The 26,510-nt window shown below is 38.2% G+C and carries 23 protein-coding genes, 3 tRNA genes and 1 pseudogene; all 27 read left to right on the forward strand.

What is annotated here, in order from left to right; genetic code table 11:
• Positions 1–10 precede the first annotated feature (10 nt).
• Positions 11–1,570, forward strand: a complete 1,560-nt coding sequence (locus tag AAAY30_RS02095; protein ID WP_443719464.1) for an NAD(P)/FAD-dependent oxidoreductase — start codon at positions 11–13, stop codon at positions 1,568–1,570.
• 20 nt (positions 1,571–1,590) lie between these two features.
• Positions 1,591–3,360 (forward strand): ArnT family glycosyltransferase, encoded by a 1,770-nt coding sequence (locus AAAY30_RS02100; RefSeq protein WP_337508943.1) that lies wholly within the window; start codon positions 1,591–1,593, stop codon positions 3,358–3,360.
• A 173-nt stretch (positions 3,361–3,533) separates the two neighbouring features.
• A complete protein-coding gene (locus AAAY30_RS02105; protein WP_195411073.1) occupies positions 3,534–4,829 on the forward strand; it encodes an ATP-binding protein in 1,296 nt (431 codons plus the stop codon).
• Between the two features lie 176 nt (positions 4,830–5,005).
• Complete coding sequence (gene trkA, locus AAAY30_RS02110; protein ID WP_302193547.1) at positions 5,006–6,361, forward strand: Trk system potassium transporter TrkA; 1,356 nt, start codon at positions 5,006–5,008, stop codon at positions 6,359–6,361.
• A gap of 12 nt (positions 6,362–6,373) precedes the next feature.
• The gene (locus AAAY30_RS02115; RefSeq protein ID WP_186935669.1) at positions 6,374–7,819 is read left to right on the forward strand and encodes a TrkH family potassium uptake protein; all 1,446 of its coding nucleotides are present in this window, start codon (positions 6,374–6,376) and stop codon (positions 7,817–7,819) included.
• 45 nt (positions 7,820–7,864) lie between these two features.
• Positions 7,865–8,242, forward strand: a complete 378-nt coding sequence (locus AAAY30_RS02120; protein WP_337781437.1) for a DUF5658 family protein — start codon at positions 7,865–7,867, stop codon at positions 8,240–8,242.
• 41 nt (positions 8,243–8,283) lie between these two features.
• Positions 8,284–10,179, forward strand: a complete 1,896-nt coding sequence (locus tag AAAY30_RS02125; RefSeq protein ID WP_252558854.1) for an ABC-F family ATP-binding cassette domain-containing protein — start codon at positions 8,284–8,286, stop codon at positions 10,177–10,179.
• Between the two features lie 38 nt (positions 10,180–10,217).
• Positions 10,218–10,294, forward strand: a tRNA-Arg gene (locus tag AAAY30_RS02130).
• Between the two features lie 411 nt (positions 10,295–10,705).
• Positions 10,706–10,781: transfer RNA gene (locus AAAY30_RS02135), tRNA-Thr, on the forward strand.
• A gap of 37 nt (positions 10,782–10,818) precedes the next feature.
• Positions 10,819–10,903: transfer RNA gene (locus tag AAAY30_RS02140), tRNA-Tyr, on the forward strand.
• A 510-nt stretch (positions 10,904–11,413) separates the two neighbouring features.
• On the forward strand, positions 11,414–11,731 hold the full coding sequence (locus AAAY30_RS02145) for a DUF4314 domain-containing protein (protein WP_302199091.1): 318 nt from the start codon (positions 11,414–11,416) through the stop codon (positions 11,729–11,731).
• Positions 11,732–11,769: 38 nt separating this feature from the next.
• Positions 11,770–12,987 carry a DNA (cytosine-5-)-methyltransferase gene (gene dcm, locus AAAY30_RS02150; protein WP_302484710.1) on the forward strand — a complete coding sequence of 406 codons (1,218 nt, stop codon included), beginning with the start codon at positions 11,770–11,772 and terminating at the stop codon, positions 12,985–12,987.
• A 123-nt stretch (positions 12,988–13,110) separates the two neighbouring features.
• The gene (locus AAAY30_RS02155; RefSeq protein WP_207735348.1) at positions 13,111–14,100 is read left to right on the forward strand and encodes a DNA adenine methylase; all 990 of its coding nucleotides are present in this window, start codon (positions 13,111–13,113) and stop codon (positions 14,098–14,100) included.
• Complete coding sequence (locus AAAY30_RS02160) at positions 14,090–14,287, forward strand: hypothetical protein (protein ID WP_117521226.1); 198 nt, start codon at positions 14,090–14,092, stop codon at positions 14,285–14,287. Before AAAY30_RS02155 ends, AAAY30_RS02160 begins: the two co-directional genes overlap by 11 nt.
• Positions 14,288–14,289: 2 nt before the next feature.
• Complete coding sequence (locus tag AAAY30_RS02165) at positions 14,290–14,574, forward strand: AbrB/MazE/SpoVT family DNA-binding domain-containing protein (RefSeq protein ID WP_207735349.1); 285 nt, start codon at positions 14,290–14,292, stop codon at positions 14,572–14,574.
• Positions 14,575–14,593: 19 nt separating this feature from the next.
• Positions 14,594–14,992, forward strand: coding sequence for a SpoVG family protein (locus AAAY30_RS02170; protein ID WP_181966179.1), 399 nt, complete (start codon positions 14,594–14,596; stop codon positions 14,990–14,992).
• Between the two features lie 63 nt (positions 14,993–15,055).
• Entirely contained in the window at positions 15,056–15,760 is a 705-nt protein-coding gene (locus tag AAAY30_RS02175; RefSeq protein WP_337781438.1) for a hypothetical protein, read from the forward strand.
• Between the two features lie 76 nt (positions 15,761–15,836).
• Positions 15,837–16,415, forward strand: coding sequence for a hypothetical protein (locus tag AAAY30_RS02180; RefSeq protein ID WP_302199087.1), 579 nt, complete (start codon positions 15,837–15,839; stop codon positions 16,413–16,415).
• Positions 16,416–16,495: 80 nt separating this feature from the next.
• Positions 16,496–20,206: a SpaA isopeptide-forming pilin-related protein gene (locus tag AAAY30_RS02185; protein ID WP_337781439.1), complete on the forward strand. Its 3,711-nt coding sequence runs from the start codon at positions 16,496–16,498 to the stop codon at positions 20,204–20,206.
• Entirely contained in the window at positions 20,206–20,535 is a 330-nt protein-coding gene (locus tag AAAY30_RS02190; RefSeq protein WP_302199170.1) for a DUF7768 domain-containing protein, read from the forward strand. The genes AAAY30_RS02185 and AAAY30_RS02190 overlap by 1 nt, the downstream gene beginning before the upstream one ends.
• Positions 20,536–20,886 (forward strand): DUF3852 domain-containing protein, encoded by a 351-nt coding sequence (locus tag AAAY30_RS02195; protein WP_302199169.1) that lies wholly within the window; start codon positions 20,536–20,538, stop codon positions 20,884–20,886.
• Between the two features lie 15 nt (positions 20,887–20,901).
• Positions 20,902–21,834: pseudogene (locus AAAY30_RS02200) on the forward strand (conjugal transfer protein TrbL family protein).
• Positions 21,835–21,844: 10 nt separating this feature from the next.
• Positions 21,845–22,108, forward strand: coding sequence for a hypothetical protein (locus AAAY30_RS02205; RefSeq protein ID WP_106765356.1), 264 nt, complete (start codon positions 21,845–21,847; stop codon positions 22,106–22,108).
• A gap of 86 nt (positions 22,109–22,194) precedes the next feature.
• Entirely contained in the window at positions 22,195–22,794 is a 600-nt protein-coding gene (locus tag AAAY30_RS02210) for a hypothetical protein (RefSeq protein WP_106765355.1), read from the forward strand.
• On the forward strand, positions 22,781–23,599 hold the full coding sequence (locus AAAY30_RS02215) for a class B sortase (RefSeq protein ID WP_178586101.1): 819 nt from the start codon (positions 22,781–22,783) through the stop codon (positions 23,597–23,599). Before AAAY30_RS02210 ends, AAAY30_RS02215 begins: the two co-directional genes overlap by 14 nt.
• Positions 23,600–23,609: 10 nt before the next feature.
• Complete coding sequence (locus AAAY30_RS02220; protein ID WP_499215850.1) at positions 23,610–25,448, forward strand: VirB4 family type IV secretion system protein; 1,839 nt, start codon at positions 23,610–23,612, stop codon at positions 25,446–25,448.
• 85 nt (positions 25,449–25,533) lie between these two features.
• Positions 25,534–26,502: a hypothetical protein gene (locus AAAY30_RS02225; RefSeq protein ID WP_303248617.1), complete on the forward strand. Its 969-nt coding sequence runs from the start codon at positions 25,534–25,536 to the stop codon at positions 26,500–26,502.
• Positions 26,503–26,510: the final 8 nt, after the last annotated feature.

Genomic DNA, 26,510 nt, shown 5'->3' on the forward strand with positions numbered 1-26,510 from the left:
AGGGAAAATAATGAAAAAGGTAATTATTATTGGAGCAGGCCCTGCCGGTATTACAGCTGCAAACGAGCTGTTGAAAGACACAAAAGGCGAATATGATGTTACAATTCTTGAGGAAACAGAGCGTATAGGCGGTATTTCTCAAACGGTACGCTACAACGGCAACCGTATGGACATCGGCGGTCACCGCTTTTTCTCAAAGAGCGACGAGGTAATGAATTGGTGGAGCGAGCTTATGCCTGTACAGGGCAAGCCGTCTTTTGACGATAAAATTCTCGGCAGAGAAAAGCCGCTGGTTGAAAACGGCCCTGACCCCGAAAAGGACGACAAGGTTATTCTTGTGCGTGACAGAGTTTCAAGAATTTACTATAACAAGCACTTCTTTGATTACCCCGTTACAATGTCGGCGGCAACAATTAAAAATATGGGCTTTCTCACCACAATGAAAGCAGGTTTCAGCTATCTTAAATCCGTAATGTTCAAAAAGCCCGAAGATTCTCTTGAGAATTTCTACATTAACCGTTTCGGTAAGGTGCTTTATTCAATGTTTTTTGAGGGCTATACAGAAAAGCTGTGGGGCAGACATCCGAGTGAAATTTCAGCCGATTGGGGTTCACAGCGTGTAAAGGGACTTTCAATCAGAGCCGTATTAAAGGATATGTTCTCAAAGGCATTCGGCGGCAAAAAATCATCAAAAGAGGTGGAAACCTCGCTTATTGAGCAGTTCTGGTATCCAAAGTACGGTCCGGGACAGCTTTGGGAGATTGCTACTGACAGAGCGATTGAAAGAGGCGCAAAACTTCTTAAAAATCACAGTGTAAAGAATATTGTATGCAAAGACGGTAAGATTACAGCCGTTGTTTGCAATACTCCCGAAGGCGAAAAGACTATTGAGGGCGATATTTTTGTATCGTCAATGCCTGTTAAAGACCTTGTTGCAGGTATGACAGGCGATGAGCCTTCAAAGGAGATTAAGTATATTGCAGAGAATCTTCCTTACAGAGATTTTGTTACGGTCGGACTTCTTGTTAATAAACTTAACCTTAAGAATGAAACCAAGATGAAAACTCTTAACAATATCGTACCCGATTGCTGGATTTATGTTCAGGAAACCAGCGTAAAACTCGGCAGAATTCAGATTTTCAACAACTGGTCGCCGTATATGGTGGAAGACCCGGAAAATACAGTATGGATCGGACTTGAATATTTCTGCGCCGAGGGAGACGATTTCTGGAATTTAAGCGATGAAGAGTGCATTAAGCTTGCTACAAAAGAACTTGAATCAATGGGCGTTATCAGTTCAAGCGAAGTTCTCGACTCTCACCGTGAGAAAATCAAAAAGGCTTATCCCGCTTATTTTGATACTTATGCTCAAATGGACGAGCTTATCAAGTATCTTGATACATACACAAACCTTTACTGCATCGGCAGAAACGGTCAGCATCGTTACAATAATATGGACCACTCTATGCTTACCGCTATCCGTGCCGCAGAAGCTATAAAGGCAGGCAAAACAGACAAGGGCACAATTTGGAATGTAAATACCGAAAAAGAATACCACGAAACAAAGTAATCGGTTTTGGAGGTAATCTGATGGAATTTAAACCTAACCATTTGGTGCAGGATGAGCACAGCCTTGTACAAAGGGAAAATCATCCTTGCAACGGTTTTATAAAATTTGTAACTTCACATCCGTACATTGCGGTTGCAATATTGTGCCTCGCAAGCACGGTTATTACAACGAGCACATCATTCGGAAGTCTTTTGCCGATATTTGCGATTGTTCCTATGCTCATTGTATTATTTGCGGGAGTTCCTGTCGGAATTTATTTCAGTTCAAAAAACACAACCGATGACGACAGCAGAAAAAAGATGGCTTTGTTTATGTCTGTCGCCTCATTTGCAGGTGCGATAGGGCTGTTTTTAATAATACTTATGAAAGGTTCAACGGCTTTTCATATTCTGAATTACGGTTTGCTTGTGTCGGCGCTTGTGCTTATTTACCTTGCCTGTACAGACAGACTGACGGATAAGGCTTTTGTGGTTGTAATTTTTGCACTCGGCTTTGTGTTAAGGCTTGCCTATGTGCTTTATACCGATATTTCGGTAAGACAACACGATGTCGGAAATTTCGATATGGAAATAGGTCATTGCGGATATATAAGATATTTTTACGAAAACTTTAATCTGCCTGATTTTGATGTAAGAAATTACTGGCAGTTCTATCATCCTCCGTTCCACCATATCATAGCGGCATTATGGATGCGTTTGCAGACATTTTTAGGTATAGATTACTATGCTGCGGGCGAAAATGTGCAGATTCTCACACTTTTCTATTCATCAATCTGTATGGTTCTTTCATATAAGATTTTCAGACAATTGGGTTTAAAAGGCAGAGGTCTTGTATGTGCAGTCGCAATAGTGGCTTTCTGTCCTACTTTCTACATAATGGCAGGCAGCGTAAACAACGATATTCTTTCGATTGCCTTTATGCTTGCGGCTGTTTTAAATACGCTTTATTGGTATAAAAATCCGACTTTCCCGAGAATTATGGCAATTTCTCTTTGTGTTGGCTTGGGAATGATGACAAAGCTTTCCGTATGGATGGTAGCACCTGCAATTGCGTTTGTATTTTTATATGTTTTCTTTAAGAATTTAAAGGACTTTAAAAAGTACCTCGTTCAATTTCTATGCTTTGGCGTTGTGTGTGCGCCTCTTGCACTGTGGTGGCAGGTAAGAAATCTTTTGAAATTCGGAGTACCGCTTACCTATGTGCCGGCACTTTCAATTACAAGCGACCAGTATATCGGAAATTTGCCGTATGCAAAAAGACTGTTTGACTTCGGTTTAAATCAGTATGCAAATGTAGGCGATCAGTTTGTCACCTACGGTGCGTCATATAACGAGTACAACCCGCTTGTGGCATTGTTCAAGACATCAATGTTTGACGAACTTATAAACACAAACAATTATCCGAAAATTGCAGGGTTTAACATTATTTTGTTCTGGTCTGCGGTTCTTATCGGAATATTCGGATTTGCGGCAATGATTTATGCTTTTTGTAAAAGGAAAAATTCAGCCCTTAACAATGTACATAAAATATTTATTGCTTTGATATATGCAGTATTCTTTGTATCATATTATATTTTCTGTTTCCAATTCCCATTTGTATGTACAGAAAACATAAGATATGCAGTACCGCTTATAATACTCGGAGCATTCTTTACGGGACTTGCGGTGCAGTATTTAGGCAAAGCTTCAGACAAAAAATATAAATCTGTTGCAAGAGGTGCAATTTACACTCTTGTAACGGTATTCAGCGTTTCTTCTGTACTTGTTTATTATATAGTAGGAATGCCGTAACAGTATAAAAGCTCTCTTTTGAGGGCTTTTTTGTTTATCTGAAAACATAAGTGTAAAATAATGAAATTTCTGATAACTATTTATGCAATTTAATGTAAAAATCTCGATATATTTCACTTGTTTTTACACGAATAAATGTTATAATATAATTATGATTGAAGGAGGATTGGCTTATGTACAGAAAAATTATGGAGTATTTAAAGAAATGGAAAGAAAGTAAGTATAGAAAACCGTTAATTTTGCAGGGGGCAAGACAGGTTGGAAAAACATATACAGTGCTTGAATTCGGCAGAGAATATTATGAAAATGTAGCATATTTTAATTTTGAAACTAATCCGTCATTAAATAAAACTTTTGATGAAAATATAACCCCCGATTATCTAATTCCTATTTTATCGCATATTGCGGGAGTAACAATTGTAAGTGAAAAAACTTTGATTGTATTTGACGAAATACAATTATGCGAAAGAGCACTGACTTCACTAAAATATTTTTGCGAAAATGCTCCTCAATATCATATAATTGTTGCAGGCAGTTTGCTTGGAGTAGCCGTCAATCGTTCAACTTTTTCTTTTCCTGTAGGCAAAGTGGATATCAAAACTATGTATCCTATGGATATTGAAGAATTTATGATAGCAATGGGCAACAAAGACCTGACGGAAATGATAAGAAAATCATTTGAAAGCAATGCACCTATGCCGGCGGCATTGCATGATATATGTATGCAGTTATATCGTCAATATCTTGTAGTCGGCGGAATGCCTGAATGTGTTTCACTTTTTGCACAAACAAAAGATTATGTGCTTGTTCGACATAATCAAGACACAATTCTTGCAAGTTATCTTAATGATATGAGCAAATATAATAATCTCAATGAGATAAAAAAGACAAGGCTCGCCTATGATAATATTACCGTCCAACTTTCAAAAAAGAATACAAGATTTCAATATAAGCTAATAAAAAAAGGCGGAAGAGCATCTGAATTTGAAAATGCAATTGAATGGCTCAATCTTTCGGGCATAGTTTCACAGGTTTATAAAGCCGAACAAATAAAAAAGCCGCTTGAAAATTATCGTGATATTGATTCTTTTAAAATATATGTATCGGATTCGGGGCTTTTATGCGCAAAAAAATCTTTATCTGCTAACGATATACTTTATATGGTTGATGAAATTAATGAATTCAAAGGCGGAATGACAGAGAATTATGTTAATGTTCAGTTGACAATTAACGGACATAAGACATATTATTGGGAATCCGACAGGGGCGCTGAAATAGATTTTATAATACAGCGAGCTTCGGATATTATTCCTATAGAGGTAAAGTCTGCTGACAATACAAAAGCCAAGAGCCTTGGCATATATATGAAAAAATTCAATCCTAAATATGCAATAAAACTTTCTGCTAAGAATTTTGGATATGAAGATAATAAAAAAACAGTTCCTTTATATGCCGCCTTTTGTATTTAAGCGGTTGAATTTATAAAAATCAGATAATTTTCGGGCTTTTTGATTTGTAACGGATTTGTAACTTCAATAAACAGAGATTTTAACGAGTATGTATTGATTTTCATATTTAATTGGTGTATGATTAGTTAGAATTATAATTGACATATTTTGTCCAATTAATTTTATGAGGTAATAATATGAGGATAGTAATTGTCGGATGCGGTAAAGTCGGCACATCTATAGCGTCCCAGCTTAATGCGGAGGGGCACGACATTGTTGTAGTTGATATTGACCGCAACGCTGTGCAAAATCTTTCTAATTCCCTTGATGTTATGGGAATAGAGGGTAACGGTGCATCGTATGAGGTGCTTGCGGAGGCTGGGGCGGAAAAGGCTGACCTTGTTATTGCGGCGGCGGCTCTCGATGAAGTAAATCTTTATACCTGCCTTATGGCAAAAGCTGCGGGTACAACACACACTATTGCAAGAGTAAGAAATCCGCAATATGCGGCGGATATTCACCGTGTTAAAGATACTCTCGGTCTTTCAATGTCTATCAATCCGGAGCTTACGGCGGCAAAAGAAATGAGCAGACTTCTCAGATTTTCGGGTGCTCTTGAAATTGACACTTTTTCCAGAGGCTCGGTTGAACTTATAAAAGTCGCTCTTCCCGAGAATTCTTCAATAGCGAATAAAAAGATAAGCCAGATTGATATTTTAAAAGGTAAAGTCAGAATTTGCCTTGTCGAAAGAGGTAACGAGGTATTTATTCCTAACGGTGACTTTGTGCTGCTTGGTGGTGACAGAATTTCTGTTGCGTCAAAGGCCGATGTGGCGGCAAAATTCTTTAAGCGTATCAGCGTATCAATCGGTAAAAGCCGAGATGTGATTTTGCTTGGCGGAGGTAAGATTTCGTTCTATCTTGCCAAAAACCTTATTGCTTCGGGTGCAAGCGTAAAAATTATTGAAAAAAATTCTGATCGTTGTTGGGAACTTACAAACATACTTCCCGAGGCCGTTGTTATTCAAGGTGACTGTATGGATCAGGATCTTCTCTTAAGCGAAGGTGTTGAACACGCCGACGGTGTGGCTGCACTTATGGACTATGACGAGGAGAATATTCTCATTTCGCTGTATATTCAGAGTGTGTCAAAGGCAAAGATTATTACAAAGGTAAACAATACTTCTTTTGACTCAATTCTTCACAACTTAAAAATAAAAACTATTATTCACCCTAAAAATCTTACGGGCGAGTATATTGCAAGTTATATCCGTGCAATGCAGAATTCACTCGGCAGTAATGTAGAAACATTGTACAAACTCAATGATGACGCTGTAGAGGCGCTTGAATTCAGAGTGCGCAGTACATCAAGAGTAACGGGTATTCCTTTGCAGGAACTTAATTTAAAAGATAACTTGCAGGTTATCAGCATTAATCGTCACGGAAAAATTATACTTCCGCAAGGCAGCGATAAAATTATGTGTGACGATACCGTAGTTGTAATTACTAAGCATAAAGGCCTTAGCGACCTTGATGATATTTTAAAGCATTGAGGTTAAATAACTATGAATAAACGAAGTATTATTTATATTTTGGGTTGGGTGCTTATAGTTGATGCCGTTGCAATGCAGATAGGCACAATTACATCTTTAATTTACGGTGAAAAAGAGGCGTGGTATTTTGTGCTTACCGGTGTTGTAAGCGCAATACTCGGTGTACTTGCTATAAAGGTTAAAAAGCCTAAAAATATGGTGCTTTACCAAAAAGCAGGTTTTGCATCAACGGCGCTTAGTTGGATTTTGCTTTCGCTTGTAGGCTGTATGCCGTTTTGGCTTAGCGGAGAAATCCCGTCTTTTATAGATGCTTTTTACGAAACCGTATCGGGTATCACTACAACCGGCGCAACAATTCTCAATGATGTAGAGGCGCTTAGCAAAGGTATGCTTATGTGGAGAAGTTTTCTTCACTGGTTAGGCGGTATGGGTGTTATCGTCTTTTTGCTCGCAATAATCCCTAAACTCGGCGGACAGCAGAATATTTTTCTTATGAAAGCAGAAAGCCCCGGTCCTATCATAGGCAAGGCTGTACCTCGAATGAGAAATTATGCCACTATGCTCTACGGCATTTATATTACTCTTACCGCACTTGAGTTTATTTTGCTTTTGTTTGGCGGTCTTAATGTATTTGAGGCAATAAACACAAGTTTTTCAACTGCCGGTACAGGCGGATTCGGAATATATAACAGCAACGCAGCGGCTTTTGAGAGCTATTATGTGCAGACTGTAATTGCCGTGTTTATGCTTTTGTTCGGCATAAATTTCTCGGTATATCTCTGTCTTATTGCAAGAAAATTCAAACAATCGCTCAAATTTGAGGAATTGTGGATATACCTTGGAATAGTAGCGGTTTCAACTGCAATTATTGCATTTAATATCAGCTCGATTTACAAGCCGTATGACGCTTTCCATCAGAGCTTTTTCTATGTATCATCAATTATTTCTACAACAGGTTTCGGACTTACCGATGTTAATAAATGGCCTGAACTTTCAAAAACGGTTATTATAATTCTTACATTTATCGGTGCTTCGGCGGGCAGTACGGGCGGCGGATTTAAAATTTCCCGTATTATCCTGCTTTTTAAGGAGGTAAGAAAGGAATTTTCTCTCCTTGTACACCCACGAAATGTTAAACTCGTAAAAATGGACGGCAAGGCAGTAAATCACGATATTATGCGTACCACTTCAATGTATTTGGTGCTTTATATAGGTGTGTTTGCCATTAGCTTTTTGCTTGTTTCCATAGACAATATGGACTTTACAACAAGTTTTACGGCGGTAGCGGCAAATCTTAACAATACGGGCCCGGGCCTTGGTGCGGTTGGCCCTGTAGGAAATTATGCCGATTTCAGCATTTTGTCAAAGATAGTATTTATTTTCGATATGTTGGCAGGCAGACTTGAGATTTACCCGCTCTTGCTCCTTTTTGCACCGTCTGCATGGAAAAAATCGTAATATTTAACCACCTCACAGCAAATAATAGTTGTGAGGTGATTTTTAATGTCAGAGGCAATAAACATAGCGGTTAAAAAAGCAGAGAAACCCAAAAGGATAAAATTCACCTTTTATCAAAAGATGTTTTTTCTGTATTTTCTCAATATAACGGATTGGATATGCACTGAGGCTTTGCTTGCAAGCGGATACTTTGCAGAGGCTAATCCTGTTATGCAGCCTGTTTTAAACAATTTTTGGCAGACAATTATAATCAAGGGAGTAATTCCCCTTGCGGTAATTCTGTTGAGCTGTTTGGTAAACAAATGGGCGAACGCAGGCGACAGTATTATAATAAACATAATGCTGTATGTGGGTATTTCTATATATATGCTCGTAAATCTTTGGCATATTTTCAATTTTGTATTGCTCTTTTTTATATTTTAATGTAAAATAATAGAGAATGAGTAAAGACGGAGGTGTTGTTTTTGCCCGCATTATCTGTAAGTAATCTTACAATGACATTTATAGAAAGAAATTTGTTTACCGATGTATCGTTTGAGGTAGAGTCAAGGGATAAAGTTGGCTTTATCGGTGCAAACGGCGTGGGCAAAACAACTCTCTTTAAAATATTGGACGGCGAAATTTCACCTACATCGGGCAATGTGGTTTTTGCCAAGGATACTGTTGTCGGCTATATGGAGCAGCATGCCTGCAATAATCCACGAATCAGCATTTATAACGAACTGCTGTCCGTGTTCGATTATTTGACCGATACAGAGCAGGAGATAGCCGAAGTAACAAATGCGATAGAAAATAAAGACGGCGACTTAAATGCGCTTGTAGAGCGCCAGACAAGGCTTATTGACGAGTTTGAAAGACTTGGCGGACTTACATACAAAAGCCGCACACGCTCGGCTTTGCTCGGGCTCGGCTTTACAGAGGCAGAACTTGATATGCCTGTCGGAAATTTAAGCGGCGGTCAGCGTTCAAAATTAAGCCTTGCAAAACTTTTGCTTTCAAAAAGCAACTTCCTTTTGCTTGACGAGCCTACAAACCACCTTGATATAAGCGCAGTAAATTGGCTTGAGAGCTTTTTGCGTGACTTTAAGGGCGCAATGATTATAATAAGTCATGACAGATATTTTCTTGACAATGTTACAAACAAGACGATTGAACTTGAGCACTGCAAAACAATGTGCTATAAAGGTTCGTACTCTGAATTTATCAAGAAAAAAGAGGCATATAACGAGTCTTTAAAGAATAAATATGAAAATGACTTAAACGAAATTAAGCGTATAGAGGGCATAGTAGAACAGCAGAAACGCTGGGGCAGAGAGAGAAACTTTATCACCGCCGCAAGCAAGCAGAAAGAGGCAGACCGCATAAAGGCTCAGCTTGTTAAACCCGAAAGCGAGCTTGATACCGTAAAAATGAGATTTACTCCGAAGATTGAAAGCGGCAATGATGTTCTTATGTGCAGTAATCTTTCAAAATCTTTCGGAGATAAAAAGCTGTTTTCTGATGTAAACATACATATCAGAAAGGGCGAGAAAGTATTTATTCTCGGCGGTAACGGCTGCGGAAAAACAACTCTGTTCAGAATTTTAACGGGAAAATGCCCGCAGGACAGCGGCGAGTACGAGTACGGTACAAATGTAACGGTAGGTTACTTTGACCAGTTACAGCAAAACCTTAACCTTGAAAATACCGCCGTAGATGAAATATGGGATACTTTTCCTCAGATGACTCAAACAGAGGTACGAAGTGCGCTTGCATCATTCCTTTTCAGAGGTGACGAGGTATTTAAACCTCTTTCAAAAATGAGCGGCGGCGAAAGAGCGAGAATTTCGCTTGCAAAACTTATGCTTAAGGGCAGTAACTTCCTTTTGCTTGACGAGCCTACAAACCACCTTGATTCGGCGTCAAGAGAAGAACTCGAAAAAACACTTGCCGACTATAGCGGTACTTTGCTCATAATCAGCCATGACCGTTATTTTATCAATAAGTTGGCAGATAGAGTGCTTGTGCTTGATAAGAACGGTATAACCGAATATCTTGGCAATTACGATTATTATGTTGAGCATATAAGAACCGAGCAGACCGAAGTTAAGACAGCGGCGGTCAAAAAAGAAAAACCGCAGAATGATTACTTCCTGCAAAAGCAAAGACAGAGTGAAGAACGCAAAAAACAGACAAGACTTAAAAAAGCGGAAGAGGCAATTGAAAGACTTGATGAAGAAATAGCGCAGACACAGGAATTGCTGTCAGGCGAGGAAGTAGCGGCTGATTACGAAAAACTTATTGAACTTACAAATAAACTCGAAGAATTGCAGAATGAACAGGAAGAACAGTATGCAATTTGGGAAGAACTTTCAGATTAATTAAATATAAAAAGCCGTATGAAAATACGGCTGAATATCCATCCGTGGCGCAATTGGATAACGCAACAGATTCCGATTCTGGAGAATGGGGGTTCAAATCCCTTCGGGTGGGCCAAAAAATAAAAAACATCCTTTGCGGTGTTTTTTATTTTTTATATACAAAGAAAACGAAGGGATTTGAAGCCGACCGTTAAGAAAACAGTCCGGTGGACTGTTTTTAGGGAGGAGCGTTGATGATATTATAATTGAGAACAAGCCGTTATATACGAGGCAGAGAGTAAAAGAATAAGAAAGAGTACTTCGGGTGGGCCAAAAAATAAAAAACATCCTTTGCGGTGTTTTTTATTTTTATATACAAAGGAAAAAGGGATTTAAGCCGCTTTTGCGGGACTGAAGAACTTTTTTGAAATTTTTTAAAAAAGTTTGAAAAAAGTGTTGACATTTGGAACCTCGTATGGTATTATATATGAGCAGTCAACGAGAGATACAAAAACAAAACAAAATCTCTTGTGAAACAGCGAAAAACGCTGGTGTAGCTCAGTTGGTAGAGCAGCTGATTTGTAATCAGCAGGTCGGGGGTTCAAGTCCGTCCACCAGCTCCAAAAGAAGCCTACTGTTTAGGCAGTAGGCTTTACATATGGGAGAATTCCCGAGTGGCCAAAGGGGGCAGACTGTAAATCTGTTGTCACTGACTTCGGTGGTTCGAATCCACCTTCTCCCACCATAATGGTTGTGCAAAAAAGATATAACCACAAAAAAGTCCGATAAAATCGGGCTTTTTTTGTTATATCTCCAGTGATTTTTAAAGACATAACCGTAGATGTTTTTTTACCCTTTTCCCACTTTTGGAGATTTGAACCCTCGAAAATACAATTTAATAATATCATTAATAGTGCCGATTTTATAGAAATATAATTTCGGCTCTTTTTTTATTGCAATCGTTTTAATTTAGATTAAGACGGTTGCTTTTTTTATTTTACAAAGAAAGGGAGATTTTAATGTACTTTACAGACACACCTGAACTTAGAAAGTTTGAGCGACAAATGAAACAAAAGCCTAACTTTGATAGGCGTAACGATTACTCTTTTGATAATGAAAGTAGTCATAAAAGAAAAGACATCAAATCTGATGACAACAAAAAATTTAATAACGGAGGTTAGACATATGAAAACAAAAATCAGAAGTCCTACTTAAATTCAACAAGATTACGAATTCAATTATGGAGGTAATAAACTTGAATAAATTTGATAGAAAGCGCAGACTTGCTGCAAGCGTTAAGCAGATGTATCCACCCGGCACAAGAATCGAGCTTATCTGTATGAACGACCCATATTCTCCTGTGCCATCCGGTACAAGAGGTACAGTTCGAGCCGTAGATGATATGGGTACGATTTTTCCTGATTGGGACAACGGTCGTTCTCTTGGTGTTGTTCCCAGTGAAGATGTATTCAGAAAACTTTCGCAGGAAGAAATTGAAGCTGAAAACCAATCTTCATCAGCAGTTGAAGAAGAAACGCTTGATGAAGATAATGAAATGATTATGAAACAGTGAGGTGAGTATAAAACAAATCTTCAAAGGTATGAAGATTTATGGCAATCAAATTTTTTGATATGTTTGCCGGTATAGGCGGTTTCCGTTCAGGTCTTGAAGCCATCGGCGGTTTTGAATGCATAGGATATTGTGAAATCGACAAATATGCAAAGCAGGTATATGAAGCAATGTATGATACAGGAGGCGAACTTTACTTTGAAGATGCAAGAAAAATCATACCCGAACAGTTACCCCATATCGACCTTATTACAGGAGGATTCCATTGTCAGTCTTTTTCAATTGCAGGACAAAGGAAAGGATTTGAAGATACCAGAGGAACGCTGTTCTTTGAAATTGCAAGAATTGCTTCCGTTAAAAGACCTAAGTATCTGTTCCTTGAAAATGTACCCGGACTGCTTAGTCATAACAAAGGCAGGACATTTAAAACAATCCTCAGTTCGTTGGACGAATTGGGGTATGATGTCGTATGGCAAGTGCTTAACAGCAAAAATTTCGGAGTTCCGCAATCCAGAAAAAGATTGTATATTATCGGATTTCATAGAGAAAAATGTGCCGGACAAGTATTATCTTTCACGCAGACAAATTCTAAAACTACTGTACAAAGATACCCGGGCAAAGAAGGTGACCGCATATATTCCTCAGAAGGAACAAGTATTACATTAACAAGTAATGCCGGTGGCTTTGGTGGCAGAACAGGTCTGTATAGCATAGAGGAATTTGGACTTCCGATAAAGGTAAATACCAAGGACGGATACCAAATTGCCTATCCCGGTGACAGCATTGATACAGCTTTTTTGGGACAAAATTCAAGGCGTGGACGAGTTGGAAACCAAGTTGCACACACCCTTACAACATCCCAAACTCAGGCATATTACTTTATTGATATGAACCCTGACCCTAAAATGACCGAAATTGCAAGGTGCATTACAGCCCGTCACGCATCCGACATCAGCAATAGAAAAGGAGAACATTCTGCTGTGTTCATAGAAGATTACAACCTTACAGATGATGAGGAACATCCCCTTGTTGTATTCGTGGATAAGGAAAAGAAAATTCATATCGGCAGAATAAGAAAGCTTACTCCAAGAGAGTGTTGGAGATTGCAAGGCTTTACAGATGAGCAGTTTGATAAAGTCCTTGCAACAGGAATGTCGGATTCCCAGCTTTATAAACAAGCCGGAAATGCTGTTACAGTGAATGTAATATCTGAAATAGGAAAGATAATTAAACAGGTCAACGAAAACAGTAAAACATAATAAAAATAACAACTGATATCAATCGTTCCAAACGACTGATATCGGTTTTCATATATATATAAGCCGTTGGTTAGATTTTTTAATTTAATCAACGGCTTTTTGTCGTTTCAGGGGCGATTGATATTGCCACAGGAGGTGGATAATATCAAAACACCCGTAACATGGGTAGGTAATAAGACTTCAATATTACCTATTATTTATCAGGTTATTCCATTGGAATACTACCGATATGTTGAACCTTTTGGTGGTTCAGGAGCAGTAATGCTTGGCAAATCAAAGCCGGACAAATTTGAGGTTTACAACGATTATAATCAAGACCTTGTAAATTTGTTTCATTGCATAAAGGAAAGACCCATGGCTTTTTTAAAAGAACTTGGGTTCTATCCTCTTAATTCAAGAGATGATTTTAATGTACTCAAAGACTTTTTTAAGCACAAAAATTTTAGAAACGACTTTATTGACGAGGAAACAGAACTTACTAAAATAATGTTACCTGAACCTCAAGCTAAAGAAATTATAGAACTATTTAGTAAATCTGCAACGGATTATGATATTCGCAGAGCAGTTATGTTTCTAAAATTACTGCGATACAGTTATTCAAGCAGTGGAAAATCTTTTGCCTGTCAACCCTTTTCTATACGAAGTCTATTTAGGTTGATAGAAGATGTAAGTGTGAGAATGTCAAATGTGGTAATTGAAAATCAGGACTTTCAAACGCTGATAAACCATTATGACCGAAAAGATACTTTCTTTTATTGTGATCCTCCCTATATTAAAACTGAACACTTTTATTCTTGTGGTTTTAATTGGGATGACCATTTGCGACTTCGTGATACTCTTTTCGGAATCAAAGGGAAATTCCTGCTTTCATATAACGATTGTGAAGAAAGCAGAAACTTGTATAAAGGATGTTACTTTTTGAGGTTTACGAGAGTTCACAGTATGGCTCAAAAGTATAAACCGGGAGAGGAATTCCACGAAATTATAATATCAAATTATGATATGCGTGAGCGTGAACGGTCAAAGCCGTATCAACTCAACTTTTTTGATACAAACCAAACAAGAGAAGTGAATAAAATTATAAAGGAGAATGTTGTTTACCATGGAAAATAGAGTATACATCAGCATGCCGCTTGATTTATTAATTGTATCAGGCATCATATCAGGTTCGATTATCAAGATTACAGCCACAGATGGCTTAATTATTCTTGAAAGATGCAAAGATGAAGTATGTGACTGCGACTGCATCTGTGATGATTGCAGAGAAAAGCATGAATTTGAAGGAAGTGAGGATGAATAACGATGAAATTATATAGGTTTCTCGGAAAGAGAGGACGAATCACAATTCCATATGAAATTAGAAAATATATCGGGTTTAAGTACAATGATGTGTTGTCATTTACAAAACTTGATGACGATTCGGTAGTTGTGCGTAAAGAGAAAATCTGCGATAACTGCAATGAATTTGCAGAAGAATTCGAGGAAAATTACACTCTTGAAGATTTCCTTGACAGTCTGTCCGAAGAAGAACAGAAAGACGCACTTGTGCATCTTTCTCTGTTGTGGGCAGAAAAACAGAAACACTAAATTGGAGGTAAATTTAATAATGGCACAGAATACAAATTTCAAAGGAAACAAAAACAACAATCAGAAAAAGAAACTGCCATATATCAAGGTGAAAATTGACAAGATCATAAGTCTTGAAGAAAGCAAAACAAAAGCCTTTGCCAGCGTCACAATCGGTGGTGCTGTAGTTGTTCACGGCGTAAGAATTATGAATTCAGCAAAGGGTCTGTTTGTTGCTATGCCTGCAAATGTATATGTTGATGATAACGGTGAAAAACATTTCAACGAGATTGCCCACCCAATTTCCAAAGAAGCCAGGACTTTACTAAACAACAAGGTTATGGAAGCATATCATCAGTCACTCGACGAACAGCAGGCAGAATCAGAAACTGAGAATATGTCGGAAGATGAATCGGAAAACTTTTTGCAGAGTATGTAGTAAAATTCTCTGGACATTTCAAAATCTTTGGATATACTTGTTGCTTGAAAGGACGGCGATAGCATGAAAAAGAAAATCGCAATTATGTTTACATTTATTTTAGCGGCAGGAACATTCACGGCTTGTACAGCAGAAGAAAAAGCAAATAATGATATTAGGACATCCGTAGTTTCAAAAACTGCGGATGTTTCTGTATCTGAAACAACTTTTGTAAGCAATACAACAAGTAAGATTGAAACTACTGTAACAGCAGAAACCACGGTAAACCCCACAGTATCGCAAGAAACAAAATCTTTGAAAACGGATACCAAATCCGAAGAAAAAGCCGACAGTGGGCAAAATCCGTCGGTTGTTTCGGCAACTGAACCAACTCAAGCAAAGCAAGGTTCAATACCAAAAGATACGGAGCAGAAAACCAAAGCAACCAAAGAAAAACCTACTCAAAAAGCAACAGAGAAACCGACCGAAAAGATAACACAACCACCCACAGAGAAGAAAAGTGTTGATGTAACTTCTGCTGTAAATTCAGCCATAAGCTACGGCAAACAGCTTGGTATGAAATATGACAGTTCTCTTAACACAGGCAACGCAAGTTGGTTCTCACCTACAAATGCATCATACTATGATGATACACAAAGTTTGATTGCAGACTGTTATGCCGATATAGAGTATGTGGCACACTACTACAAAAATGACGGCATAGTTCCAAGTGACCTGTCATTTAATGTAGTAGCAGAAAGCAACAAAATATATGTGGTCTATTGTTAGTCGGGTGGCCCGACAGCCAAATTTTTCTGCACTCACCTAATTGTGGGTGCTATTTTTATGTGAAAGGAAAATGTAAATGACAATTAAAAACATTACAACAAATGATTTAAGAAAGATGAATAACAAGGAAGGACTAATCCTCCAAGGTTGCGGAGGTGAAGTAAAGGAATGGGTTGACGGTATAAATGATATTCTCACAGAAAACGGAATACTCCTTGATGATACAAAATTCGATAATGTGTCTGTGTTTCAAAATGAGGGAGTTACCTGTATTCTATATCCCTTTGATAATGTTCACCTTGATGTTGGCAAGCTGTCAATGTGGCGATTGCAGTCATATACAGCCTTTGCCGGAACTTGGCTTTCCGATTATGTGGATAACAAGCTGGGCGGTTTTGAGGTAAAGCAGAAACCCGACTGTGAATTGATAGGTCAGGACGGCAATATTTTCAATCTGATGGGAATTGCAAGTCATACCTTAAAGCAAAACGGTATGGCAGATGAGGCAAAAGAAATGTGCGGTCGTGTTACAAAATCAGGCAGTTACTGCGAGGCGCTGAGCATTATCGGCGAGTATGTCAATATAACGGACGGCGGTAAGCAGTCCGATGATATAGATGAAGATTACGATGAAAGGCAGATGATGAATCTATGATTGGATTAAAAACAGAATAAAACATCAATCGGGGCAAGGGTAAAATCTTGCCCCATATTTTTTATGAAAGGATTTTTAATATGACGAATTTAATCAAAAACAAGAAATTTACAAGAATAATGGCAATACTACTTGTTGTTCTCATCGCATTTAGCACAATGTTTACTCTCCCCGTAAGTGCGGCAAGCGGTGATAAGGTTACAATCACTTTTGATTATTGTTATGACAGCACGGGCAATACAATCAAATTTCAGCAGACAACTGTCAGCGATGGTTACACGGTCGGAACTCCCGGCGAAGAACTGTGCAAGATTTTTGCAGACGGAAAAGAAGCCTACTGCATTGAACCCGGTCACAGCTTGTTTTCAGGCAATTCATTGACGGAAAACGGTTCGACTGTGTGGAAAAATTTAGGTACTGCAAAGCAGAAAGCAATTAACCTTGCTCTGCTGTATGGTAAACCCGGTTCGGGAAAGAATTTAAGCGGTACAGAAGATCAGAAATGGATTGCAACACAGCTCATTGTCTGGGAGTTTGTGTCAGGTTGCAGAAGTACAAATGACGGTTACAAATGCACCAACACAAAATATATAGACGGCATTTGTGCAGGCGGTGCAAACCCAGGTGTTAAGTCGGTTTACAATGCAATTTCAAAAAGCCTTGCAAACTATTCAACTGTTCCAAGCTTTGCATCAGCAATCGCATCAAAGGCAGAAACCTATGAAATGAAGTATAGTGATGGAAAATATTCTGTTACACTTACTGATAGCAACAAAATTCTTGATGAGTTTACTTTCAAAACAACAAACGGAATTACAGCCACAAAATCGGGAAATAAATTGACATTAACCTCAACTTCAGCAGTAAATGATGCAGTAATTTTTAACTCTGAAAAGTTGATGCCGGATGTGGGCAAAACTGTGCTTGTTCCGTATGGTGATGCGAGTTTGCAGGATGTAATCACGGGTGTTGAAAATGATGCAGACCCGATAAGAGCATATTTCAAAGTAAAGACAAGCTCAGGTAATCTGAAACTTGTTAAAACCTCCGAGGACGGAAATGTTGCAAATATTGAGTTTACAGTTAAGGGCGAAAACTACAGCAAGACCGTAAAAACAAATTCAAAGGGTGAATTTAAGTTGACAGACCTTGCACCCGGTACTTACACAGTAACCGAAAACACAGAGGAAAAATATGCAAAACAGAACAGTAAAACTGTTAAGGTGGAGTCAGGCAAAACTGTCACAGTTTCATTTGCAAATGTCCTTAAGAAGTGGAATTTGACTGTCACCAAAACCGATTCCGAAACAAAAATAGCACAGGGAAACGCTACACTTGCAGGTGCAGTTTACGGCATCTACAATAACGGAAAACTTGTAGATAAATATACCACAGACCAAAACGGAAGTTTCACAACCTCATACTATGTATGCGGTGATAAGTGGACTTTGAAAGAAATTGAGCCAAGCGAGGGTTATCTGCTTGATGAAACCGAATACCATATCGGCACAGAATCAAAGAATTACACAGTTGAAAACAACTCAATTTCAATAGGTGTTACCGAAGATATTACAAAGGGAAAAATCTCTATAATCAAGCATACCGATGACGGAAGTACAAAAATAGAAACTCCCGAAAAGGGTGCAGAGTTTCAGGTGTATCTCAAGTCGTCGGGCAGTTACAGTAAAGCAAAAGAAACGGAAAGAGATACACTTCTATTTGATGAATACGGCTTTGCAGAAACTAAAGATTTACCATACGGCACATACACTGTTCATCAGACCAAAGGTTGGGACGGTACAGAGTTCTTAAAGGACTTTGATGTGTTCATAAACGAAAACGACAAGACCTATAAATATTTAATTAACAACGCAGGTCTTGAAAGTTATGTAAAGATAGTAAAGGTGGATTCTGAAACAGGTAAGCAGATTCCATATGCAGGCGCAGGCTTTCAGATTTACAATCCAAAGGGTGAGCTTGTAACTATGAAATATACTTACCCAACTGTTACAAAGATTGATGCTTTCTATACAGATGAAGAAGGCTGTCTTATCACACCCGAAACTCTACCATATGGAAAAGGATATTCCATAGTAGAGGTTCAGGCTCCATACGGATATATCCTTGACAGCACTCCTGTATATTTTGATATTACAGCAGAAAACACAAGTGAAGAAAACGGCATTACAATCGTAAAAACAGAGAAGAAAAACACACCGCAGAAAGGTACAATTACCGTAGAAAAAACAGGCGAGATTTTCTCAAATGTAACTGCAATAGGCGGCGGATATACAGATGAAAACGGAAATGATATTGCACTTCCGACCATCTATCAGCCTGAATATTCTGTCAGCGGTTTGTCAGGTGCTGTCTTTGAAATCTATGCTGATGAGGACATTACAACTCCTGATGGTACAGTAAGAGTGAAAAAGGACACACTTGTTGCAACGCTGAAAACAAACGAAAAAGGTACAGCAACAAGTAACGAACTTTACCTCGGTAAATATCGTGTTATAGAAACCGTTGCTCCTAACGGAACTGTTCTGAACAAGACAGTAAATCATATTGAACTCACCTATGCAGGACAGAACGAAAAGGTGACAAACACATCAACTTCATTTGTAAACGAAAGACAGAAGGCGGAAATCGACCTTTTAAAAGTGCTTGAAAAGGATGAAACTTTTGGTATCGGTAATGGTGATGAAATCAAAAGAATTTCTTTCGGACTTTATGCCGATGAGGATATTAAAGCATCAAACGGTACGGTTATTCCAAAAGACGGACTTGTTGAAATCATCACTTGTGATGAAAACGGTAAGGCAACATTCACAACAGACCTTCCGTTTGGAAGTTACTATGTTAAGGAAATAAAAACTGACATCCATTATATTCTCTCTGATGAGAAATATCCCGTTGTGTTTGAATACGCAGGGCAGAATATTGCAACTGTAAATATTACAGTAAACAACGGAGAACCAATCATAAATGATCTTATCTACGGTACAATCAAAGGTTTGAAGATTGACCGTGAAACTAAAGACAGAATCTGTGGTGCGGTATTCGGCTTATTCGGCACAGATGAAAAGAAATATACTGAAGAAAATGCAATCCTCACGGCAAAATCAGATGAGAACGGTGTGTTTGAATTTTTTAATATTCCTTACGGTCAGTACATTGTGTGTGAATTAAAGCCTGCCGAGGGTTATCTGCCAAACGCTGAAACCTATCCCGTTACTGTATCAAAGAATGATGAAGTAATTGAAATCACAGTGGAAAACGATAAAATCCCCAAACTGAAAACCACAGCAACTATTGACGGAGAAAAGGAAGTCACAGCAGGAGAAACAGTTACCATTGATGATGTTGTAAGTTTCAGACATCTTGTACCTAACAAGGAATACACTTTAAAAGGTGTTTTAATGGATAAGAAAACAGGAAAGCCGTTTGTAGTTGACGATGAAGAAATTACCTCTGAAGTAACATTCACTCCGGAAACATCAAACGGTGAAGTAACTGTGTCTTTCACCTTTGACGGCTCTGCTGTTACAAAAGAAACCGATATTGTCGTCTTTGAATCTCTGTACAGTGAAGATGTAGAAATTGCCACACACACAGATATTGAGGACGAGAATCAGACCGTTAAAATTCATCCACAGCCTGAACCTGAAAAGCCACAGACGGGCGATAACTCAAATATCGGTTTTTGGATTGGACTTGGTGCAGTAGCCTTGGGCGGACTTGTATCTGTTGTAATTATCAAAATCAAAAAGAAAGACGGGGATGATGAATAATGCGAAGGGCATATATATGTTCACCACTGAGTGGCAACATTTCCGGAAACATTGAAAACGCAAAACGATATGCCCGATATATATTTAAGTGCGGTATGGCTCCTGTCATACCGCATTTTTACGCCCTCATTTTAGATGATGCAATCCCTGACGAAAGAAAACTCGGTATGCAGGCAGATCTCTCTCTGTTGTGGGTATGTGATGAAGTATGGGTGTTCGGTGATGAAATAACCGAGGGTATGAAAAAGGAAATTATCTTTGCCGAGAAGCTCAATATCAAGGTGAAATATATATCGGAAAAGGATTTGAAGAAAACGGAGGTTATCTAAATGAAAGTAAAAAGTAATAGAGTGAAACTTTTAAAGATTTTTCTGACTGTTGCCGTTGTTGCTGTTTTGTTTGCAATATCGGCAGTAACGGTATTCGCCGCAGGTGATGTTTCAAGTGCAATCGAAAGCACTTGGACGGCGGCTCAAACACAAATCAAAAATGTAGTTAATAATGTAGTTTTTCCTGCTGTTGATATGATTCTTGCAATTCTGTTCTTTGTCAAACTTGCAACAGCGTATATGGACTATCGCAAACACGGTCAGTTTGAATTTACTGCACCTGCAATCCTTTTCGGTTGTCTTGTATTTTCGTTGACCGCTCCTCTGTATATCTGGACAGTACTGGGATAGAAAAGAGGGAATTAAATGTTTGATTGGTTAGGAGATTTTATCGGAGGAATAGGCGATGCTATCGGCAGTACATTTGACTTTCTCGGTGAACAAATCTCAAACGCAATATGGAACACAATGCTTCAGTGGTTTTATGAAACCATTTACAATGCCGTGGCTGACTTCTTCACAATGATGGGCAATATGGGTGCAGATATTTTCGACCTTGAATGGGTTCAGGCAACAATCAATTTATTTACCCTGTTCGGCTGGGGTTTGTTTGTTGCAGGCACGGTAGTTGCCGTATTTGATGTAGCAATAGAATACCAAAACGGCAGGGCCAACATTAAGACAACTGCAATCAATGTTCTAAAAGGCTTCTTTGCCTGTTCTCTTTTTGGTGTTGTGCCTGTGGAACTGTACAAATTCTGTATCAGCCTGCAAAACACATTTTCAAAGGATCTGTCATCTATAATGGCAGGACAGCAAAGCCTCAATTTGTCGGGACAAAGTACAAGTGTTTTAGAAGGCTGTTTTGCAGTATCAACACAGACAACATTTGGGTTACTGAATCTGTTATGTATGATAGCCTTTGCTTATTGCGTTATTTAGATCTTTTTCGCAAATATAAAGAGAGGCGGAATACTTTTGATTCAAATGGCAGTAGGCTCTCTGTATATGTTCAGCGTTCCGAGAGGTTATCAGGACGGTTTTAATCAGTGGATGAAACAGATTGCTGCCCTTTGTCTTACAGCCTTTTTGCAGACAACTCTGTTGTTCCTCGGTTTGCTCACATTTCCCGACAATATGTTGTTGGGGTTAGGCATTATGCTGTCGGCAAACGAAGTACCGAGAATAGCACAGCAGTTTGGTCTTGATTCATCTGTAAAGGTGAATATGACAAGCATTGTTCACGCAACTACAACAGCAGTAAACCTAACAAAAAGTGTAGCGAGAGCTACGAAATGAGGAGAATTAAATGACCACATATTTATATCCGAAAAACTTAAAAGCCACAGCCAACTTATGGCTGTGGAGTTTGAGAGATTTTGCAATTATCTGTATAGCGCTTTTGTTGTCTGTGCTTATGTTTGCACAGACACAGTTTTTTCTACCACTTGTTGTAACTCTATGCTTCGGTTTCCTTACAATCCGACTTGAAGATACAACTGTGCTTGATTTTATCCGCTATGCTGTGAAGTATTTTATTTCAACACAACAAGAGTTTATATGGGCAGCGTGACGCTGCACCCAATTCGCACACTTGGCTTGTTGTTAACAAGTTTTGTGTGCCTGCGAAATTACTATGATATGGAGGAAAAACACAAAATGCGTAAATCAAGAATTAAGAAAAAAAGGAAGGGCAAATCAACGCAGTACTTAATCGGTATAAAGACCTTTACCAAAAACGGCTTAAAGGTTGGTAAAGACGAGCTTGTTTTCTTTATGGTACAGCCTACAAATATTTCTGTGTTGTCGCACATCAACATTGAAATCAAGATTCGTCACCTTATGATGATTCTTTCTGCTGTGCCTGATATTGAGATAACCTGTACCGATTCCTGTGAGTGTTTTGACACAAACAAAAGCTATATCAAAGACAGAATTGAAGAAGAAAGTAATGAAAAAGTCAGAAAAATTCTGAACAAGGATTTAAAATTTCTTGACAGTATTCAGACGGAAACTTCAACAGCAAGACAGTTTTTGTTCATTGCAAGGTGCAAATCCGCAAAGTCGGAAAATGTGTTGCAGAAAGCAAACAGGGTTGAAAAAATCATTGCAGACCAAGGCTTTGAGGTAACACGAATGAGCAAAGGTGACATCAAGCGATTTCTTGCAATCTACTTTGATGCAAGTATGAACGGTGACCTTATGCCTGACTATGACGGCGAGCAATATATTTCGGAGGCTGAAAATGAAGAAGCATAAAGGGAAAATCCAAATGGGAATTGTTATAGGTATATTTTCTTCAATTTTAATTACCTGTCTTGTTTCGGTGTTCTCACAACTTTACACCGAAAACAAAGAAAAAGAAGAATTCAGACAGCTTGCAGAAATCGTTACTGAGGAAACAACAGATGCAACTCTTGAAGAAATAGTTAGAAAGCCGAATTTATTAAAAGTCAGTGATTCAGATAATGAAGTCCAAGCTGAACAGCCTGTGTATTACACAACCTATTACGAACCTCATTCAATATCAGAATTAATTGCGATGAATTCCGAATGCTTCGGTTGGATAAGCATAACAGGCACAAACATAAACTATCCTGTTATGCACACACCCGATAATCCGCAAAAGTATCTGAATAAAAACTTTTACGGTGAATACAGCCTTAGCGGTGTGCCTTTTTTGGATAGCAGATGTTCAACCGACAGCACAAACCTCATAATCTACGGACACCATATGAACAACGGCACAATGTTTGCCGAGCTTTGCAACTATACAAGCTCTTCATACAGAGATGAACACAAAGCAGTTGCGCTTGAAACAAAAGGCGGTGTATCTGCATATACCGTCTTTGCTGTTCTGAAAGTTAAGTCTGATGATGAATGGTACAGGTTTACATCAGCGCTTACAGAAAAGAGGTACAACTCTTTGGTTGAATACGCAAAAGAAAAATCTATTTATGAAACAGGTATCGCACCAAAATACGGTCAGCAGATATTAACGCTGTCAACCTGTTACGGCAACAATCAGGATGACCGCATACTTGTATTGGCGGTACGAAACTAAGGAGGTAAAAATGGGACTGTTTAAAAGAAAACCAAAGGTGCTTACACCACAGCAGGCAGAGGAGATTTACACTAAAGATTTCTTTGATATGATTCTGCCGTCAACAATAAAGTTCTTTACCGATCACTACATTGTTGGGGACTCATATCGCAGTGTGTGGGCGGTGCGTGAATATCCAACCTCAACGGAAGAACAGGCAATACTTTCTCAGCTTGCCGACAGAAATTGTGTAACGCTTCGCATTTATCACAGACTTGTGGAAAGTATGGAGCAGAGAAAAATCATACAGAACGCCACACGCAAAAACAAACTGAAATCAAGCGGTAATGATGTAAACGAAACCATTGAGGCACAGGGCAATCTGCAGGATGTTGTTACCCTCATTGCAAATATGCACAAGAACAAAGAACCTCTTTTGCATTGTTCGGTATTTATAGAATTGAAAGCCAAGAGCAAACAGAAACTAAAGGAACTTCAAACCGATATTGCAATGGAGCTTACCCGGTCAAATATTGTGGTTGACAGACTTACACTTCGTCAAAAGGAAGGTTTCTTGTCTGCTCTACCCATAGGTTCAAATCAATTCGGCAGTCTTTATGAAAGAGTGTTGCCGGCAAGTTCTGTCGCAAATCTGTTCCCGTTTAACTTCTCAGTTAAGACAGACCCCAACGGCTTATATATCGGACGAGATAAATACGGCACGAATATTCTTGTTGACTTTGACAGACGAACAGAGGACAAGACAAATTCAAATATCCTTATTCTCGGCAACTCAGGGCAAGGAAAAAGTTATTTGTTGAAACTCATTCTCACAAACATTCGTGAAAGTGGAAAGAAAATCGTTTGTCTTGACCCTGAATCAGAGTATGAGAACCTGACCGACTCACTTGGCGGTTGTTACATTGACTTTATGTCCGGCAGATACAAGATAAACCCTCTTGAACCTAAGGCTTGGAATACAGGTCAAGGTGATATTGACAAAGATGCGCCTGATGCGTTTAACAAAGTTACCCGATTGTCACAACACATTGCGTTTTTAAAGGATTTTTTCAGCGCCTACAAGGACTTTACAGATGTTCAGCTTGATACCATTGAAATTTTGCTTATGAAGCTATATGCACGATTCGGCATTACAGACTCAACGGATTACAGCACAAAGAAACCGTCAGACTTTCCCGTAATGAGTGACTTTTACGACTTATGTGAAGAAGAATATATGACCTACGACCGCAAGAGAAAATACCTCTACACAGAAGAAGTTTTGCAGGAGGTTTGTTTGGGTATTCACAGTATGTGTGTAGGTTCCGAAAGCAAATACTTTAACGGTCATACAAACATCACAGATGACAGCTTTTTGTGTTTCGGAGTTAAAGGGTTACTCGATACAAACAAAAGACTAAAAGACGCTATGCTTTTTAATATTCTCTCATATATGAGCAACAAGCTCCTTGGAGAGGGAAATACAGTTGCATCAATAGATGAAATGTATCTTTTTCTTTCAAACCCAACTGCCATTGAATATATCAGAAACGCAATGAAGCGTGTGCGTAAAAAGGATTCGTCTGTAATTCTTGCAAGTCAGAACATTGATGATTTTCTGATTCCGAGTATCAAGGAATTTACAAAACCGCTTTTCTCAATTCCAACTCATCACTTCCTGTTCTATCCGGGCAATATCAATCCAAAGGACTTTGAAGATGCTTTAATGGTTGAGCCAAACGAATACGACTTAATCAAGTTCGCAGAAAGAGGCACTTGCCTGTACAGGTGCGGTAATGAAAGGTATTTGTTACTTGTTCAGGCACCGGAATATAAGGCTGAGATTTTCGGCAGTGCAGGGGGAAGATGAAAATATAATACAAAAAATGTTTGAAGTTGACAAATAGTTGTATAAGAACTATAATAAAATTATAATGGGCAAGAGAAGGAATTATATGACAAAGGTTGACAAAAAACATAACGATACTTCAAAATTTAACATAGAAACTATTGCTAATAATGCTTGGATAATGCTATTTTTTAATTTTTGTTCTTTAGTTGGATTAATTGTTTCTTGCGTTACTGGTAATGAGACTTGTATATTGGTATTCTCTATTCTTGTAGCTGTACTAATTTTTACTATATCAATATATTTAGTGTATAGAGTGTTTGCAGTGAAAAGAGCAAAAGCAAATATTCAGAAAATTAATTTAGCAATTAATAAAGAGATAGGAGAAAAGCTTCATAGATTCTTTCATGATTTAAGGGACTGCAATAGTTTTTTGGATAAAAATAAAGATGTGGAAATTGAGATGTTTCGAGATAAAGCTAAAAATTTATGCAACCAAGTAGAAACTATATTTAATCGATTGCTAAATGCGAAAACTTCAGTTTGCATCAAACTGCTGAAAACAGATACTTTATTGAACAAAAAATTAGAGGAATGGGAAATACAAACTTTTGTAAGAAGTTCTTCTACTGCAGATGAACGTTATCAACATGATAGAAAAACAGATAAAATAATAGAAAATACGGATTTTGAAATTATTTTAAGAAATGTTGGTAAGTTTAAACAAAGAGATTGTTTTTGTTCAGAAAATTTAGAAAAAACTATAGCTGAATTTGATAGAGACTCTGGCGAAAAATTTAGAAATTCTCATGAGGGATATAAGTATAATTCTGCAATAGTTGTACCAATACGAATTAAAGTATCTAATATGCATCAAGATTTGAAAAGATTGTGTAGAGATGATGATTATTTTCATGTTGTTGGTTTTTTATGTATTGATTCTGAAGAAACTTTTGATGACGAAAAGAATAATTATAAGTATAGTCAGTTTATGAGTAGCATTAAATATGCTTGTGCAATTAGTGATTCTTTATATCATTTCTTTGAAAGTTATCTAATTAAAGAAATTTCTTAGGAGGTTGA

Source organism: Ruminococcoides bili (genome assembly GCF_040093295.1).
Taxonomy (GTDB): Bacteria; Bacillota; Clostridia; order Oscillospirales; family Acutalibacteraceae; genus Ruminococcoides; species Ruminococcoides intestinale_A.